At 65.5% G+C, this 15,577-nt stretch carries 16 protein-coding genes; 10 read left to right on the forward strand and 6 right to left on the reverse strand.

What is annotated here, in order from left to right; all coding sequences use genetic code 11:
• Nucleotides 1–38: 38 nt before the first annotated feature.
• Nucleotides 39–1,226, reverse strand: a complete 1,188-nt coding sequence (locus tag FHW64_RS00520; protein WP_184521936.1) for an acyltransferase family protein — start codon at nt 1,224–1,226, stop codon at nt 39–41.
• A gap of 148 nt (nt 1,227–1,374) precedes the next feature.
• Between FHW64_RS00520 and FHW64_RS00525 the strand changes: the two genes are divergently transcribed.
• Together FHW64_RS00525 and ylqF are read left to right on the forward strand one after the other, a co-directional pair.
• A complete protein-coding gene (locus tag FHW64_RS00525; RefSeq protein WP_184521939.1) occupies nt 1,375–2,271 on the forward strand; it encodes a LytTR family DNA-binding domain-containing protein in 897 nt (298 codons plus the stop codon).
• A gap of 54 nt (nt 2,272–2,325) precedes the next feature.
• Nucleotides 2,326–3,282, forward strand: a complete 957-nt coding sequence (ylqF, locus tag FHW64_RS00530) for a ribosome biogenesis GTPase YlqF (protein ID WP_184521942.1) — start codon at nt 2,326–2,328, stop codon at nt 3,280–3,282.
• Here ylqF and FHW64_RS00535 read toward each other — a convergent pair.
• Nucleotides 3,279–3,965, reverse strand: coding sequence for an ankyrin repeat domain-containing protein (locus FHW64_RS00535; RefSeq protein WP_184521945.1), 687 nt, complete (start codon nt 3,963–3,965; stop codon nt 3,279–3,281). The genes ylqF and FHW64_RS00535 overlap by 4 nt on opposite strands.
• 230 nt (nt 3,966–4,195) lie before the next feature.
• On the opposite strand from FHW64_RS00535, the gene FHW64_RS00540 reads away from it, so the two are divergent.
• From FHW64_RS00540 to FHW64_RS00555, 4 genes are all read left to right on the forward strand, one after another.
• Nucleotides 4,196–5,929, forward strand: a complete 1,734-nt coding sequence (locus tag FHW64_RS00540; protein ID WP_184521948.1) for a PQQ-binding-like beta-propeller repeat protein — start codon at nt 4,196–4,198, stop codon at nt 5,927–5,929.
• Between the two features lie 170 nt (nt 5,930–6,099).
• Nucleotides 6,100–6,597, forward strand: a complete 498-nt coding sequence (locus FHW64_RS00545; protein WP_311733237.1) for a c-type cytochrome — start codon at nt 6,100–6,102, stop codon at nt 6,595–6,597.
• Nucleotides 6,598–6,653: 56 nt separating this feature from the next.
• Nucleotides 6,654–7,187 (forward strand): cytochrome b, encoded by a 534-nt coding sequence (locus FHW64_RS00550; RefSeq protein WP_311733238.1) that lies wholly within the window; start codon nt 6,654–6,656, stop codon nt 7,185–7,187.
• A 25-nt stretch (nt 7,188–7,212) separates the two neighbouring features.
• Entirely contained in the window at nt 7,213–8,166 is a 954-nt protein-coding gene (locus FHW64_RS00555) for a beta-propeller fold lactonase family protein (protein ID WP_184521957.1), read from the forward strand.
• Here the strand turns inward: FHW64_RS00555 and FHW64_RS00560 are convergent, their stop codons facing one another.
• The gene (locus FHW64_RS00560; protein ID WP_184521960.1) at nt 8,167–9,090 is read right to left on the reverse strand and encodes a sigma-70 family RNA polymerase sigma factor; all 924 of its coding nucleotides are present in this window, start codon (nt 9,088–9,090) and stop codon (nt 8,167–8,169) included.
• Nucleotides 9,071–9,376: a hypothetical protein gene (locus FHW64_RS00565; protein ID WP_184521963.1), complete on the reverse strand. Its 306-nt coding sequence runs from the start codon at nt 9,374–9,376 to the stop codon at nt 9,071–9,073. The genes FHW64_RS00560 and FHW64_RS00565 overlap by 20 nt, the downstream gene beginning before the upstream one ends.
• A 145-nt stretch (nt 9,377–9,521) precedes the next feature.
• Between FHW64_RS00565 and FHW64_RS00570 the strand changes: the two genes are divergently transcribed.
• The 3 genes from FHW64_RS00570 to FHW64_RS00580 all read left to right on the forward strand — a co-directional run bounded on the left by FHW64_RS00570 (nt 9,522) and on the right by FHW64_RS00580 (nt 11,695).
• Entirely contained in the window at nt 9,522–10,577 is a 1,056-nt protein-coding gene (locus FHW64_RS00570; RefSeq protein WP_184521966.1) for an aldo/keto reductase, read from the forward strand.
• Nucleotides 10,578–10,670: 93 nt separating this feature from the next.
• The gene (locus FHW64_RS00575; protein WP_184521969.1) at nt 10,671–11,090 is read left to right on the forward strand and encodes a nuclear transport factor 2 family protein; all 420 of its coding nucleotides are present in this window, start codon (nt 10,671–10,673) and stop codon (nt 11,088–11,090) included.
• Nucleotides 11,087–11,695, forward strand: a complete 609-nt coding sequence (locus FHW64_RS00580; protein ID WP_184521972.1) for a TetR/AcrR family transcriptional regulator — start codon at nt 11,087–11,089, stop codon at nt 11,693–11,695. Before FHW64_RS00575 ends, FHW64_RS00580 begins: the two co-directional genes overlap by 4 nt.
• 9 nt (nt 11,696–11,704) lie before the next feature.
• On the opposite strand, the gene FHW64_RS34670 is transcribed toward FHW64_RS00580, so the two are convergent.
• Both FHW64_RS34670 and FHW64_RS00590 read right to left on the reverse strand, forming a co-directional pair.
• Nucleotides 11,705–12,883: a restriction endonuclease subunit S gene (locus FHW64_RS34670; RefSeq protein WP_184521975.1), complete on the reverse strand. Its 1,179-nt coding sequence runs from the start codon at nt 12,881–12,883 to the stop codon at nt 11,705–11,707.
• Nucleotides 12,880–14,535 (reverse strand): class I SAM-dependent DNA methyltransferase, encoded by a 1,656-nt coding sequence (locus FHW64_RS00590; RefSeq protein ID WP_184521978.1) that lies wholly within the window; start codon nt 14,533–14,535, stop codon nt 12,880–12,882. Before FHW64_RS00590 ends, FHW64_RS34670 begins: the two co-directional genes overlap by 4 nt.
• A gap of 111 nt (nt 14,536–14,646) precedes the next feature.
• On the opposite strand from FHW64_RS00590, the gene FHW64_RS00595 reads away from it, so the two are divergent.
• A complete protein-coding gene (locus FHW64_RS00595) occupies nt 14,647–15,576 on the forward strand; it encodes a succinylglutamate desuccinylase/aspartoacylase family protein (RefSeq protein WP_184521981.1) in 930 nt (309 codons plus the stop codon).
• The last annotated feature ends 1 nt before the right edge of the window (nt 15,577 follow it).

Raw genomic sequence — 15,577 nt, forward strand, 5'->3', positions numbered from 1 at the left:
TGGGCAGGCCTCTAGCATGCGTGTTGCGGCCCTGCGGTTCAAATGCCCACAATGACGGTGCTTCCATTTCGCGAAGCCTGCTTCGGTGCTTGGCGGGGCAGCCCGAAGAGCGGACGCAGCCAGCGCAGGCGGCGGATCAGGGCGTCTGTTAACGCCCAGCACCCGGCCGCCGTCAGAAAGACGATCACTACAGGCTCAAGTACAGGGCCGAGCCGCAGCGGTGCGAGCGCGACGGCCGCCATGATGATCAGCGTCTGGTGCAGCATGTGCCAGGGGTAGACCGATTCGTTGGCCCAGCGCAGCCACGGCCAAGGGCGATTGAGATACCGGTGTGCGAAGCCGAGGACCGCCACGATCGCGCTCCAGAGGTAAGCGGCGCGCAGTGCTCGGGCGATCCAGGCAGGCGCCGTTGCGCCGATGCCGATATATCGAAGCGAGAGGTAAACGCCGATGCATGCCATCGCGAGCGCCAGCGCCGGGCGGCGCAGCCGTGCCAGTTCGAGCCAGATTTCTTCATGGACGCCCATCCAGTAGCCGTAGAGGAAGACGGTGAAGTACAGCGCGTGCAGGTACCAGTCGTGCACCATGTCGTGCGTCGCCGGGAATCGCGGCGACAGCCAGAGCGTGAAGAGCAGCAGCGGCACTGTCGGCACCGCGATCAGCCGCCAGCCGCGAAGGCGGAGGAACGCTGAGCGGAGCTGCAGGCCGGCGGGTGAGCGCAGGACTGGCAGCAGCAGCGCCAGGATCGCCGTGTAGACGAAGAGATAGGCCAGGTACCAGAGATGGTTCCAGGTCATCGGAAATTCCGACCCGTCGAAGGCGCCCTTGGGCCACGGCCCTCCCGACCAGTAGCGCAGCATGAAGGCCATGAAGCCCGGTGCGACGAGCCCGTTCGCGACGCCTTGCGCGTAGGCCTGGTAGGGCACGACGACGGCCATCCCGAAGACGAGCGGCAGCAGAAGCCGGACGGTGCGGTGGCCGATCAGCGACATCGGCCCGCGACCGCGGCTCAGGAAGCCGAAGGCCACGCCGGAGATCAGGAACACGAGGTCCATCCGCCAGACGTTGACGATCACCATGGGCCATCGCAGCCATTCGGCCTCGTGCGGGCTCTTGATGTGCCAGGGCCAGCCGGCCACGTAGTACATGCCTACGTGGTAGAGGATGAGCAGGGTGAAGGCCAGCGCCCGCAGTGCGTCGATGTCGTGTCGCCGTTCAGTGGTCATGGTGTCGCTCCTTGGTTGCCTCGATGCTGGGAGCGGGCCCTTTGCAAGGGGTGGCCGGGGGGACGACGCGCGGCGGTTTTGTGATGAACGGCGGCCTGGAGGGACGAAAAATGCCGCGACACGGGCGGATTCGTGAGAATCCGGGTCGATGACCGAACCCGGAAAGAACCTGTTCGAGCGCTACCAGCCCTATCGGCGATGGGCCGAGGTTGGCTTCTGGGTCGCGGTCATGGCGTTGCAGGCCGCCATCGGCACCGTGATCGCGGTGATCGACGTTCGCCAGTCCGGGCGCGAGATCGCGACCTGGCAGCCGGTGGCCTGGGAACTGACCAGCCATCTCGCGTTGCTGGCCCTGGTGCCGGCCGTGGTCGCTTTCGAGAGGCGGTTTCCGCTCAGCCGGAGCACCTGGCGTCGCAACATCGGCTGGCATGCGCTGGCCAGCGTGGTGTTCAGCCTGGTGCACGTGGCGCTGATGGTCGGGTTGCGACACCTTGTCTATTTCTGGGCGGGCAGCCGCTACGACTTCGGCGACTGGCTCTCGAAGTGGCCTTACGAGTACCTGAAAGACGCGCGGACCTACGTCCTGATCCTGATCGCGCTTTGGAGCTACCGGGTCTTCATGCTGCGGCTGCAGGGCGAGGCTCGGGTGCTGGATCCGCCCGAAGGTCCGCCGGAGCCCGAACCGGTTGCCGACCCGTCACCCGACACGCCCGGCTCGCCGCCGCAGCGGCCCGACCGCTTTCTCGTGCGGAAGCTGCGCCGCGAATTCCTGATCGCGGCCGCCGACATCGACTGGCTGCAGGCGCAGGGCAACTACGTCGGCCTGCGCGTCAACGGCCATGACTACCTGTTGCGCGCGACATTGACGGATTTCCTCACCCAGCTCGATCCGGCGCGCTTCGTTCGCGTGCACCGGAGTTACGCGGCCAATCTCGACCGCATCGCCGAGATCGAGCCGCTCGACGGTGGCGAGGCCCGGCTGCACATGCGCGATGGCACGCACATCCCGTGCAGCCGGCGCTACCGGTCCGCGCTCGGGGCCTGACCGGGCGCGCGACAATCCGCGCTCCGTTTCACCGACAAAAGAAAGACATTCGCGATGGCCATCCAGTGGTTCCCCGGTCACATGCACCTGACCAAGAAAGCCATCGCCGAGCGCATCAAGGAGATCGACGTGGTCATCGAGCTGCTCGATGCGCGGCTGCCCGGCTCCAGTGCGAATCCGATGCTGGCCGACCTCACCGGGCACAAGCCGGGGCTGAAGCTGCTGAACAAGCAGGACTTGGCGGATCCGGCGCAAACCGAAGCCTGGCTGGCGCACTACAACGCCCAGCCAGCGACCCGCGCGATCGGCCTCGACGCAAGCCTGACCGCCCCGGCGCGGCAGCTCATCGATGCCTGCCACGCACTCGCTCCGAACCGCGGCGGCATGGCCAAGCCGATGCGGGTGCTGATCTGCGGAATTCCCAATGTCGGAAAGTCCACGCTCATCAATACGCTGACCGGCACTCGCAAGGCCAAGACGGGTGATGAGGCAGGCATCACCAAGCTCGAACAGCGCATCGTGCTGGCCGACGATTTCTACCTGTGGGATACGCCGGGCATGCTGTGGCCGCGCATCATCGTCGCCAAGAGCGGCTACAACCTCGCGGCCAGCGGCGCGGTTGGGCGCAATGCCTTCGATGAAGAACTGGTGGCGCTCGAACTGCTGTCGTACCTGAAGCAGCACTACGCCGCATTGGTCGAGGCGCGATTCAAGATCGACCCGATCGCGGGGCTCACCGACGACGAGGTGCTCGACACGATCGGCCGCAAGCGCGGGGCGTTGCTCGGCAAGGGCAAGGTCAACACCCAGAAGGCGGCCGAGGTCGTCATGCATGAATTCCGCAGCGGCAACATGGGCCGCATCACGCTTGAAACGCCAGAGGAGTTCGCGCAGTGGCTCGCAGAAGGGCAGCGGCTCGATGCGGAGCGGCAGGCGAAGAAGGACGCCCGAGCCTCTCGCAAGAAGGGCGCGAAGCCGGCAGTGGATCCGACGCCCTCCGAAGAGTCCTAGTGCAGCCCGGCTGCCTCTGCCACGGCACCTTGTCCGGCGCCGCGCGCAATGTCGAAGGCAGTCATTCCACGGTCGTCGCGCAGATCGACCTTTGCGCCACGCGCGAGCAGCAGGCGCACCGTATCGGCATGTCCTTGCCCCGCGGCCCACATCAGCAGCGTGAGGTTGTGTTCGTACATCGCATTCACGTCGACACCCGCGCCCAGCAGGGCATCGAGTGCGGCGGTGTTGCCTTGAGCCGCCGCATACACCGGCGCTGACTTGTTCATGCGGTCCACCGGATCGGTGCGCGCGCCGGCGGCGAGCAGGCGCTTCACGAGTTCGGCCTCGCCGCTGTAGCTCGCGGCCATCAATGGCGTGACGTGGGCCGTCGACGGAATGTTGACGTCGGCCTTGGCATCGATCAGCACGATGCCGAGCGCGGTGTTGCCCTTCTCGCAGGCGATGAAGAGAGGCGTCTTGCCCACTGGATTGCGCGCGTTGACCGAAGCGCCGCTGGCGAGCAGTTCCTTCACGCGCTCGACCTTGCCTTGGCGGGCCGCGACCAGCAGTTGCGCATGAGGACTCGGGTCGGTTTCGGCCTGTCCTGCGGCATCGCCGATCAACGTGGCGAGCGCTAGTGCGAAGGCCCAGGGCATCAGCGATTGCAGCCCATGGCGAAGCAGTGAGGCGGGTCGATTCATGGCTCTTCCTCCAGTCGTCGAATGCTGCGGTGCACCGAAAGAATCCACTATTCAGTGGACCTGAATGTGGCTACGCTTGCAAGCGAGGCGAGGCAGGGCGACCATCTTTCGAGCGGTCGGAGCCTGTCGCGGGCGTGCATCCACCGTCACCCCACATGCGCCTTGCGACGCCGGCTCCCGGGTCGCCGCGGTGGCAAAAGAGGCTCATCACAAGCCTGAGGAGACCCGCGATGAAGAAGACCAAGTTCCCGCACCATCTGCGCCGTTCGCTCGTTGCCGCGCCTGTGCTCGGCCTCGTCTCTTTCGGTGCCTTCGGTCAGGGCGAAGTGCCCAATCAGGGCGCGACAGGCTCGCCGGTGCCCAAGACGATCTCGGTGCCGCAGCAGAAGCTCGACGCCGCGGACAAGGATGCGAACAACTTCCTGCACTCGAACATGAGCTACGCGCAGACCCGGTTCTATCCGGCGAAGCAGATCAACACGGCCAACGTCTCGAAGCTGCGCCCGGTCTTCACCTTCCAGACCGAAGTGGTCGAGTCGATGGAGACGGCCCCGATCGTCGTCGACGGCGTGATGTTCCTCACCACCTCGTACAACCACGTCTACGCGATCGATGCGGTGACGGGCAAGGAGTTCTGGCACTACAAGCACAAGATGGGTCCGGTCACGACCTTCTGCTGCGGACCGAACAATCGCGGCGTCGCGGTCATGGGTGACAAGCTCTACATGGGCACGCTCGATTCGAAGCTGGTCGCCCTCGACGCGAAGAGCGGCAAGCTGCTGTGGTCGTCGCAGATCGCGGATCCCGAGCAGGGCTACTCCGAAACCATGGCCCCGGTGGCGGTGAACGGCAAGATCCTGATCGGCACCAACGGCGGCGAATATGGCGTGCGCGGCTTCGTGAAGGCCTTCGACGCGAACGACGGCAAGCTGCTATGGACCTTCAACACCGTTCCCGAGAAGGGACACGAAGGCGTGTGGGCGCAGAACGATGCGACGCAGCGCAACATGCTCCGCGACATCGCGGCCGAGAAGGCCCAGTTCGAGAAGGCGGGTGGTGACTTCTACAAGACGCTCGGCGGCGGTGTGTGGATGGCGCCCGCGATCGACAAGGAAACCAACACGGTGATCTTCGTGGTCGGCAACCCGAGCCCGGACCTCTACGGCGCAGAGCGCCCCGGGGACAACCTCTACACCGACTCGATCGTGGCGATCGATCTCAACTCCGGAGCCTACAAGTGGCACTACCAGTACGTGCCGCACGATGTCTGGGACCTCGACGCGGCATCGCCCGTGATCCTGACGGAAGCGAAGGACAAGGACGGCAAGATGCGCAAGGTTGCGATCCATGGCGGCAAGACCGGGCACGTCTACGTGCACGACCGCGCCACCGGAGCGCTCATCCGCTACAGCGAAGCAATGGTGCCGCAGGAGAACATGTGGGTGCTGCCGACCAAGGACGGCGCGCGCATGCTGCCCGGCGCCAACGGCGGCGTCGAGTGGAGCCCGATGGCGGTCAACCCGAACCTGCGCATCGCGTACGCGGCGAACCTGCATCAGCCGATGACCTACCACGTCGAGGAAGCCAAGTACCCCGGTGGCAGCAAGCTGTGGCTCGGTGGCGCGTTCAAGGTGATTCCTTCCGAGAAGCAGTGGGGGCGGCTCGCCGCGGTGAATCTCGACACCGGCAAGCTCGCCTGGAAGTTCGACACGGAGCAGCCCCTGATCGGCGGCGTGCTCGCGACGGGCGGCAACCTGGTCTTCAATGGTGAAGGCAACGGCCTGTTCCGCGCCTTCGATGCCAAGAGCGGCAAGAAGCTGTGGGAGTACCAGTGCGGCGCGGGCGTGAATGCACCGGCGGTGTCATACACCGTGAACGGCAAGCAATACATCGCCGTCGCGGCGGGCGGCAACACGCAGCTTGACTTCAAGCGCGGCAATTCCGTGGTCGTGTTTGGGCTTTGATGAGAACACCCCCAGCCTCGTCCACTTCGTGTGACTCGGACACCCCCTCAAGGGGGCGCACCCGGCGGACCGGCGGAGCCGGTTCCGCGGGTGCTCTGGGTTTTAGGGCGCTGGTTCTCGGGGCTTGGGTGGTCTCTGCTAGCGGTCTTGCAGGGGCGCAGCAAGCGGCGGTGCCTGCGAAGGCGGCGGCGTGTGCTGCATGCCACGGTACGGATGGGCAGCCGATCATGCCGGTCTATCCGATCATCGCGGGACAGACGTCCCGCTATCTCTATCTGCAGTTGCGTGACTTCCAGGAAGGGCGCCGCAAGAACGAAGTCATGGCGCCTCTGGTCACGGGCATGAGCCGGGATGAGATGCGCGAGCTTGCGGACTACTTCTCGGCCCAGAAGCCGCCGCGCCAGAAGTTCGCTGCCAATGCTGACAAGGCAAAGCTCGGCAAGGCCAAGTCCGAAGAGACGCTGTGCACGATGTGCCACCTCGGCGGATTTGCCGGGCAGAACGAGATTCCGCGGGTGGCAGGGCAGAACTACGACTACATCGTCAAGCAGCTCACCGATTTCAAGGCCAGGACGCGCACCAACGATGCCGGCAGCATGACCAGCGTGGCGAACACGCTGAGCCCGCAGGACATCGAGAACCTTGCGCACTTCCTGACCGGTCTTTGAGATGTGCTGGCATGCAATCGAGCGGTATATCATCAGCAAGAACCGCGAGTCCGCGAGTGCTGCCGTCCGCGCGATACACCCGCACTGCCGTCTGGTTCCACTGGCTGCTGGGCATCGCGCTGCTTGGGCAGATCGCCTTCGGTTTTCTGCTGGACGAGATTGCGCCGCGCGCCACGCCAGAGCGTTCGGGCGTGGTCAATCTTCACAAGTCGATCGGGATCGTGCTGGGCCTGTTGATCGTCCTGCGCATCGTCTGGCGGTTGTCGCATGCATCGCCGCCCTGGCCGGCGGTGATGGGCGAGATGGAGCGCCGGGCAGCGCGAACGGTGCATGTGGCGCTCTACGTGTGCATGGTGGTGATGCCACTGTCGGGCTATATCGCGTCGAACTTCAGTCGTTTCGGCATCACCTTCTTCGGATTCGCATGGCCGCCCTGGGGGCCGCCGCTTCCTTCGGTCTATGCGTTCTTCGGCCTTGTGCACGTCACGACGGCCATGGTCTTCACCGTGCTCATCGCTGGGCATGTGCTCGCGGCGCTCAAGCATGCGTTCGACCGCGATGGCGTCTTCGGGCGCATGCTGAACCATTGATCAAAACACTCAGAGAGGAGCTCGCATGAAGTCCAGGCGTCTCTTGCGGTACACGTGGCTCGGATGGGTCTTTGCCGCACCGCTTCTTGCTGCGGCTGCCCCGTTCGCCTATGTGCCCAACGAGGGATCGGGCACGCTGAGCGTGATCGACACGGCCACCGACAAGGTGGTCGCCGACATCGAGGCAGGGAAGAAGCCGCGCGGCACGGCCATCGGTGTGGATGGGCGCATGGCCTATGTGAGCGACCAGCCGAACAACCGGCTGGTGCTGGTCGATCTTCCTCGCCGGCAGATGACGGGCAGCATCGATCTTGGCGAATCGCCGGAGGGCGTCGGCATCTCGCCGGACGGCCGCTGGGTCGTAGCGGCGGTGGAGGAGTCGAACGACGTCGCCTTCGTCGATACACGCAGCAACCGCAAGGCCTTCGTCGTGAAGGTGCGTGGCAAGAATCCGGAGCACGCCGTCTTTTCACCCGACGGCAAGATCGTCTTCGTGAGCGCGGAGGATGGCGGGGCGGTCGACATCATCGACGTGCAGAAGCGCAAGCAGGTCGCGCAGGTGCCCGTGGGGTCGCGGCCGCGTGGCATCGGCTTCTCGCCGGACGGACGTCGCGCCTACGTTGCCGCCGAGAACTCGAACGAGGTCTTCGTCATCGACGCCATCACGTTCGGCGTGTTGAAGAAGATCAGCGCCGGCGTGCGCAGCAACGGCATTGCGGTGCATCCGAACGGCAAGCGCGTCTTCGTGTCGAACGGCGGCGATGCCAGCGTGTCGGTGATCGACACCACGACCGACACGGTCGTCGCGACCATCCCCGTGGGGCAGCGGCCGTGGAACATGGCGCTCACGCCGGATGGAGGCAAGCTGTATGTGGCGTGCGGGCGCTCTGGCAGCGTGTCGGTCATCGATACGGTGACGAACACCAAGGTCGCGGATGTCCCGGTCGGCAAGCTGCCGTGGGGCGTGGCGATCCGCTGATCAGCGCGCCAGCACCAGGGCTGCGTCCTCGGCGATGTATTTCACGTAGCGGTAGTCGCGGATGGCGACCACCTGGCCATCGCGCCACTGGAGCTCGACGAAGTAGCCGGGCCGCGCCGCCCCGGATTCGCGCATCACCGCCAGCACTTCGTGGCCGTCGAGGTGGGCGGGCACCAAGTGCCAATCGCTCACGCTCGCGTAGTTGCCGAAATAGAGGCTCACCTCGCGCCGTCCCGCTGCCTTGCGTCGCGAGACCAGATCCAGACGTACATCGTCCGCGAGCATCGCGCGCAGGCTGTCCCAGTCGTGCGCGTTGAAGAGCGTGGCGTAGCGCTGCAGTTCCGGTGAGATGGGTCGCGCGGCAGGATGTGTCTTCGCTTCCGCTGGTGACAGCTCGCTCAGGACTTGCCGGCCGCGATGCAGCGCCGCCTTGACGGCCTGCACGCTCAACTGGAGTTCCTCGGCAATCTCTTCCAGCGAGTGGTCGAGCACGTCCTTGAGGATCACGCAGCCGCGTTGCGCCGGTGCGAGCTGCATGAAGCAGGAGAGCGCCGCATGCACTGCCTGGTTGCGCGCGAGCGCCTGGTCGGGCTCGTGGTCCTCCCGGTCGGCGAGGTCGAGCGCCAACTCGATCGGCTCCGATGCCCGATGCGACTCATGCCGGATGTGGTCGATGGCGCGGTTGTGCGCGATGCGAAAGAGCCAGGGCCGCAGCGGGGGCAGTTCCTTCAGCTCGGGCAACTGGTAGTACGCCCGCGCGAGCGTGTCCTGCACCACGTCCTCGCCGTCGGCGACCGAGCCGGTCATCCGGGTGCAATAGCGATGCAGCTCCGGGCGGATGTCGCCGACCAGCGCCAGGAAGCGCCGGCGGCCCTCCTCGAGCGCCGCGATGATCGAATCCGGTTCATCGGTCGAAGAAGCCATAGGAGCCGATCTCCTTCAGTTCGGTCGTGACCGGCGGATCTTCGCAGCGATCACGCACACCCGCCGTGAAAGCCTTGAAGGACGCAAGCGAAGTCAGGACATCGGTCGCGGTGTTTTCCTCGTACGAGACGAGGTGGACGAAGCTCACCCCGTCGTCGAGCCGGAATGTGGCGTACCGCAGGCCGGCAGGCTTGATGCTGCGCAGCTCCTCATACACGGCGGCGGCGAGGCGCTCGTTCTCGGCCACGCGATCGGCCTTGAGGCGGTATCGGATCATGCGTTTCATGGTGGTTCCTTTCTCCGGCGATGCCGGGCGGGTGGATGTGACATCCACATGACGATCCAGCCGCCCGAAAGGATGCGGTCGCGCCGCCTGCAGGATTCCGCGCCGGCCCCTATGCTCGCGGATTCGCTTCAAGGAGATCCTTTCCATGCGCTATCTACCACTGGGCCGCACCGGCCTCTTCGTGTCCGAACTCTGCCTCGGGACCATGACTTTCGGTGGGGGCGAGGGCATCTGGACACATATCGGCGACCTGCAGCAGGCAGATGCCGAGCGGCTGGTCGGCTCGGCGCTCGATGCCGGCATCAACTTCATCGACACCGCGGACGTGTACTCGGGTGGCCTCTCGGAGCAGATCACCGGGCAGGCATTGAAGAACCTCAAGGTGCCGCGCGAGAACGTGATCGTCGCGACCAAGGTGTTCAGCGAGATGGGTTCGGGGCCGAACGCGCGCGGCGCATCGCGCGGGCACATCATGGACGGCGTGAAGGCGAGCCTGAAGCGCCTCCAGCTCGACCACATCGACCTCTACCAGATCCACGGCTTCGATCCGGCCACGCCGATCGAGGAAACCGTGCGCGCGCTCGACCAGCTCGTGCGCCAGGGGCATGTGCGCTATGTGGGCGTCTCCAACTGGGCGGCATGGCAGATCGCGAAGGCGCTGGGCGTGGCTGAGCGGCTGGGCCTCTCGCGGTTCGAGTCCCTGCAGGCCTACTACACGATCGCGGGCCGCGATCTCGAACGCGAGCTGGTACCGATGCTCGCCAGCGAAGGCGTCGGCCTCATGGTGTGGAGCCCGCTCGCAGGCGGCCTCCTCAGCGGCAAATACGGACGCGAGCAGCAGGCGGAGGAGGGCAGCCGCCGCACCACCTTCGACTTCCCGCCAGTGAACAAGGACCGTGCGTTCGATTGCGTCGATGCGATGCGTCCGATTGCAAAAGCGCACGGCGTGTCGGTGGCGCAGATCGCGCTGTCGTGGCTGCTCCACCAACCGCAGGTGACGAGCGTGATCATCGGCGCCAAGCGACCGGATCAGCTTGCGGACAACATCGCGGCCACGAAGGTGACGTTGACTGCAGCGGAGCTCGAACAGCTCGACGCGGTGAGTCGCCTGCCGGCCGAGTACCCGGGCTGGATGTTCACGCGGCAGGGCGAGTACCGGCGCAAGCAACTTGCGGACGCGAAGCATAGTTTTCCGCAATGAGACCGGATTCGCGAATCAAGATCATTTTCTTGTAATGAGATTTTTGTCTCATTAGAGTTCACGGCAGGCTCCACAACCCCCAGGAGAACTGCCATGGCACTCACGCGCGCGCAAATGGATAGCAAGATGGACGAGCACTTCGGCTTCGAGGCCCGGGACGATGTCGAAGGCGTGCTCGCCACGCTGTCACCCGATGTGGAGCACGACGTCGTCGGTGCGCCGACCGGACCGACGCGCGGCCATGCCGGCGCGCGACCGTTCTATGAAGCGCTCTTCAACGACCTGTCCGACAGCCGCGTCGAAGCCACGCGTCGCCTCTATGGCGACAACTTCATGGTCGATGAATCGATGTGGCGGGGCAGGGCGCCGGGCCGTCCCTTCGGGCTCGAAGGCCGCGACAGGCCACTCGAATTCCGCCTGCTCCATGTGGTCGAGTTCACCGATGGTGGCGACATCCGGCGCGAGAACGTCTGGCTGGACCTCGCGGCGATCATTCGCCAGCTTCCTCAATGAGCGACGCGGAGACGACCGGCCGCCCTAACCAGCGACGCCGAACCCGAAAGGACCTCCTGCAGGCGGCGGCGCGCCTCATGAAGCAGGGGCGCAAGCCGAGCCTGGAGGAGATTGCCGAAGAGGCAGCGGTGTCGCGCGCGACCGCGTACCGCTACTTTCCGAACGTGGATGCGCTGCATCACGAGGCCTCGCTCGATGTGGCGGTGCCGGAGCCCGTCGAGGTGCTTCGCGACGCACCTGCGCAAGACCCGGTTCAGCGTCTGGAGCGCGTCGACGGTGCGCTCCACGGCATGATCCGCGCCAACGAGGCGGCGCTGCGGCTGCTGCTGGCGCGTTCGATCGAAGGCGCGATGCGGGACGAGCCGGACGGACTTCCTGCGCGGCAGAACCGCCGCACGCCGCTCATCGAGGCGGCGCTGGAGCCGACCCGCGATCAATTCAAGCCCGCCGCTTTCAGGAACCTCAGCCGTGCACTCGCACTCGTGATCGGCACCGAGGCGATGGTCGTCTTCAAGGACGTGCTTCAGCTCGACGATGCCGAAGCGCAGAAGGTCCGGCGGTGGGCCATCCGTGCGCTGGTGGATGCTGCGAAGAAGGCCGGCTGATGCGGCTGATCAGCCAAAGACCTTCGCCAGCAACGACGCCAGCGTGGCTTCGGCTTTCGAGATCATTGCCGCCTCCATTCCTCTCGCGGATGCGGTGAAGTCGGCGTAGCGCGCGAAGGCGGCCTGTTTGTCGAGCGGCGGCAGCATGATCGGCACCGTCCTCAGGTCCTTCTGGTTCAGGCTCGCCTGGTTGACCGCGCGCTTGGCATTGAGTGCGAAGTGCTGCCGCGTCCTTGCCGTCTGCAGTGCCGAGAAGACGTATTGCGGAAACGCACGTTCCGGATCGATGACCAGCCGCATCATGTTCGACTCGAACACGGTGGGCTCCGGCAGCGTGCGGATCATGACGCTCTTGCCCAGATGCTCCGCACTGTTGACGCGATTGACGAGGATGTCGCCCTCGGCCAGCGTGTACTGCGCTGCCTCGTCCTCGTCGAGGCGAAGCCGCTTCAGGCTTGCGGGTTCGCAAAGGGCGCCGTCACGGAAGCTGTCGATCCGCACGATCGGCGTGCCGTCGCCATACGTCGACTTGTGTTTGTACAGGCCGTTCTGCGGTGAAGTCCGCAACAGGCTTTCGAGCGGCACCACGGGCCAGTGCTTTGGATTGGCGAGCGAGTCGCCGAAGGTGTTGGTATGGAGCGCGGGCAGCAGTCGTCCCGTGCGCTCCCGTATTTCGCGACGCATGCGCAGCGCACGTTGCGCACACAGCAGCATGTCGACGATGCGTCGCTGCTTTTCGATCGACGGAAGCGGTATCGCCTGGTCGAACACGCATGCCTCGGTGACGGCCGGATAGAGCGCGCCTTTTGCCAGACGCTCCAGGCCGCGAACGAAGCCTGCGGATTGAACGAAGAAGTAGATGTATTCCGGCAGCACGCGCGGCGTTGCGCGAAGCACGCAGAACGCAGTGCTCGCCACGTTGCCATCGAGCGAATCGGGCACCAGCGCCACCGCGTTGAGATTGGGCCGCACCGTGGAGACCAGCACGTCGCCAGTGCGCAGCAACCTGCGCGCGCGGCTCGGCGCTTCGGCGCCACGCATGGTCCGGGCGCCGCTGATGGACTTGGTCTTGTTGTCGACGGCCGTGACGTCGACGTAGGTGATCGGATCGTCGGGCCAGGCAGTCGGGTTCATCGTGCCCGTTTTCGCCTCGACCACCTCCCGCAGCGCGATCCGGGGCGCTGTCACGGCTTGTACTCCCTGACCATGTCTCGCAGGGTCTCCATCACCTTGACCAGTTCGAGCTCCCGCACGATCACGTCGTCGAGCAGTTCGAGGAAGTCCTGGTGCTCGGCCTCGCTGCTTCCCAGCGGGCGGTAGCGGCTTGCGGTGAGGTTGTAGCTGTTGTCGCGCAGCGCGGCTGCATCGGCGAACCACCACTTCTCGTTCCAGTCCGCATCGGGCTCGCGCGCCTCCCAGCGCGACAGCGAGGCTTCTCGCTGTGCATACGCCATGGCCAGCCGCGGCAGATCGTCGTCCTCGTTGGGCGTGTCGTGGTTGGCGTCGAATTCGTAGCCGTCCTCGTCGACGTGGAGGAACAGCACGCGCCGGGTGGCGCCGCCCTTGCGGAAGAACAGCACCGAGGTCTTCACGCCCGAATAGGGCTGGAAGACGCCACTGGGCAGGCTCAGCACGGCATCGATCTGGTTGCTTTCGACGAGCTGGCGCCGCAGTTCAAGATGGGCGCTCGACGAGCCGAAGAGCACGCCCTCGGGCACGACGACCGCGGCGCGGCCGCCGTCGCGGAGGCTGTCGAGCAGGTACTTGAGGAACAGCAGCTCGGTGCTGCTGGTGGTGCCCACGCGCACCGAATCGACGATGCGTTTCTTGTCGACGCGGCCGGAGAAGGGCGGATTCGCCAGCACGAGGTCGTAGCCTTCGGGCGGCAGGCCGAGCTCTTCCTTGCTGGCTTCGTCGAGGACCGAGGTCAGCACGTTGCGCTGCAGGATGCGCACGTTGTCCAGCCCGCGCAGGCGCAGGTTCATCGTGGCGAGCCGCACCATCTTCGGGTCGACGTCGTTGCCGTAGAAGGTCTTGTTGCGCAGGACGTCGAGGTCCTCGGCCGTGAGCAGATCGCCGAGGCCGCGCCGCTGGGTCTTGCCTTCCACTTCGACCTCGACGATGGTCTCGGGCGACGAACGTCCGAGCCGGATGTGGTTGTACGCCGCCACCAGAAAGCCCGCGGTGCCCGCGGCCGGGTCGTAGATGGTCTCGCCGATGGTCGGGTCCACCATCTCGACGATGCGCCGGATGATGTGGCGCGGCGTGCGGAACTGCCCGAGCTCGCCCGCCTGCTTGATCTGCCGCAGCACATGCTCGAAGAGATCGCCCTTGGTGTCGGAGTCGGCATCGGCAAGGCCCAGTCCGTCCACGAGGCGGACGACCTGCGTCAGCACCGTCGGGTCGTGGATGCCGAGGCGCGCGCTGCGCATGAAGTCGTGCGCGCCGGCCGCACCGATCTCCGCGAAGAACGGGAAGACCTGGTCACCCACGAAATCCACCAGTGCCTGGCCTGACATTTCCCGCGCCCAGACGGTCCAGCGAAAGCGGTCGCGCGGAATCGTCCGCTCTGCGGTCCGCAGCACGGTGGCGATGCGACCACCTTCGCGCGCGGAAGTCTCGGCACTCCGGAGCGTCCATTCGCCATCGAAGATGCCGCCATAGGGCTCTTTCAGGACCTCGGCGCGCCTTCTGTTCTCGTCGTCGATGGTCTCCAGCAGGAAGAAGAAAAAGAGGAACGACAACTGCTCCGCATTGCTGACGGGATCGGGATAGCCGCCGCCAAAGAGGTAATCGCGAATCTGGTCGATCGACCGTCGCATTTCAGCGGTCAGGGGCATGGAAAAGCTTCTTGATGCGGGTACTCATGGATGGCCCGCGAGTCTACGGCCCAATCGGCGGCGCCTCAGGCACTGCCTGCGCGCGGCGCCAAGGTGTAGCAAACTCGCGCAATGACACAGAACCCTGATCTCGAAGTGCTCCCACGCGACATTTCGGCCTATCGCCAAGGCAACACCGGCATCGACTACGTCCACCGCTTCGAATCCGGCAAGCCCGGCCCGCATGTGCTGATCAATGCGCTGACCCATGGCAACGAAATCTGCGGGATGGTGGCGGCGACTCATCTGCTCGATACGGGCGTCCGTCCGCTCATCGGTACGCTCACCGTGAGCTTCGCGCATGTGGAGGCCTACAACGCCTTCGATCCGGCCAAGCCCTTCGACAACCGGCAGATCGTCCATAACCTCAACCGTGTTTGGTCCGACGAGTGGCTCGATGGCCCCGAGGACAGCCCCGAACTGCGCCGCGCACGCGAGCTGCGTCCGGTGGTGGCGGCGGCGGATCACATCCTCGACATTCATTCGACGAGCCAGGACGTGGTGCCCTTCTGGGTGTACCCCGCCTACGAGCGCAACGCGAAGGTGGCGATGGCGATCGGCCTGCCGCCGGTTCATCTGGTGATGCCGGCCGGACTGGGCTCCGGCACGCCATTGATCCAGCATGGGCTGCATGCCGGTGCCGATGCGCCGGGCGCGGCAGTGGTTGTGGAGTGCGGCCAGCACTTCAAGCAGTCAGCGGCCGATCTCGCGACCGAAGTGACGCTGCGTTTCCTTGCGCATTTCGGGTTGATCGAGAGGGCGCCCACCGCTCCGCCGGCACCACAGCGGCGTTACGAGCTGCTGGAGACGCATGTGATCAAGTCGGAGGACTTCCGCTTCGTGCGGCCGTTGATCGGGTTCGAGACCTTTGCCAAGGGCGAGCTCATCGCGAACAACGGCCCCGACGAGATCCGTGCGCCCTGCGATGACTGCACCGTGTTCATGCCGGCGCAGCGTGCGATCGTGGGGCGCGAAGCGGTCTATCTCACCAAGCCGCTCTGAC

Source organism: Variovorax sp. Sphag1AA (genome assembly GCF_014192575.1).
In the GTDB taxonomy this organism is placed as follows: domain Bacteria; phylum Pseudomonadota; class Gammaproteobacteria; order Burkholderiales; family Burkholderiaceae_C; genus Variovorax.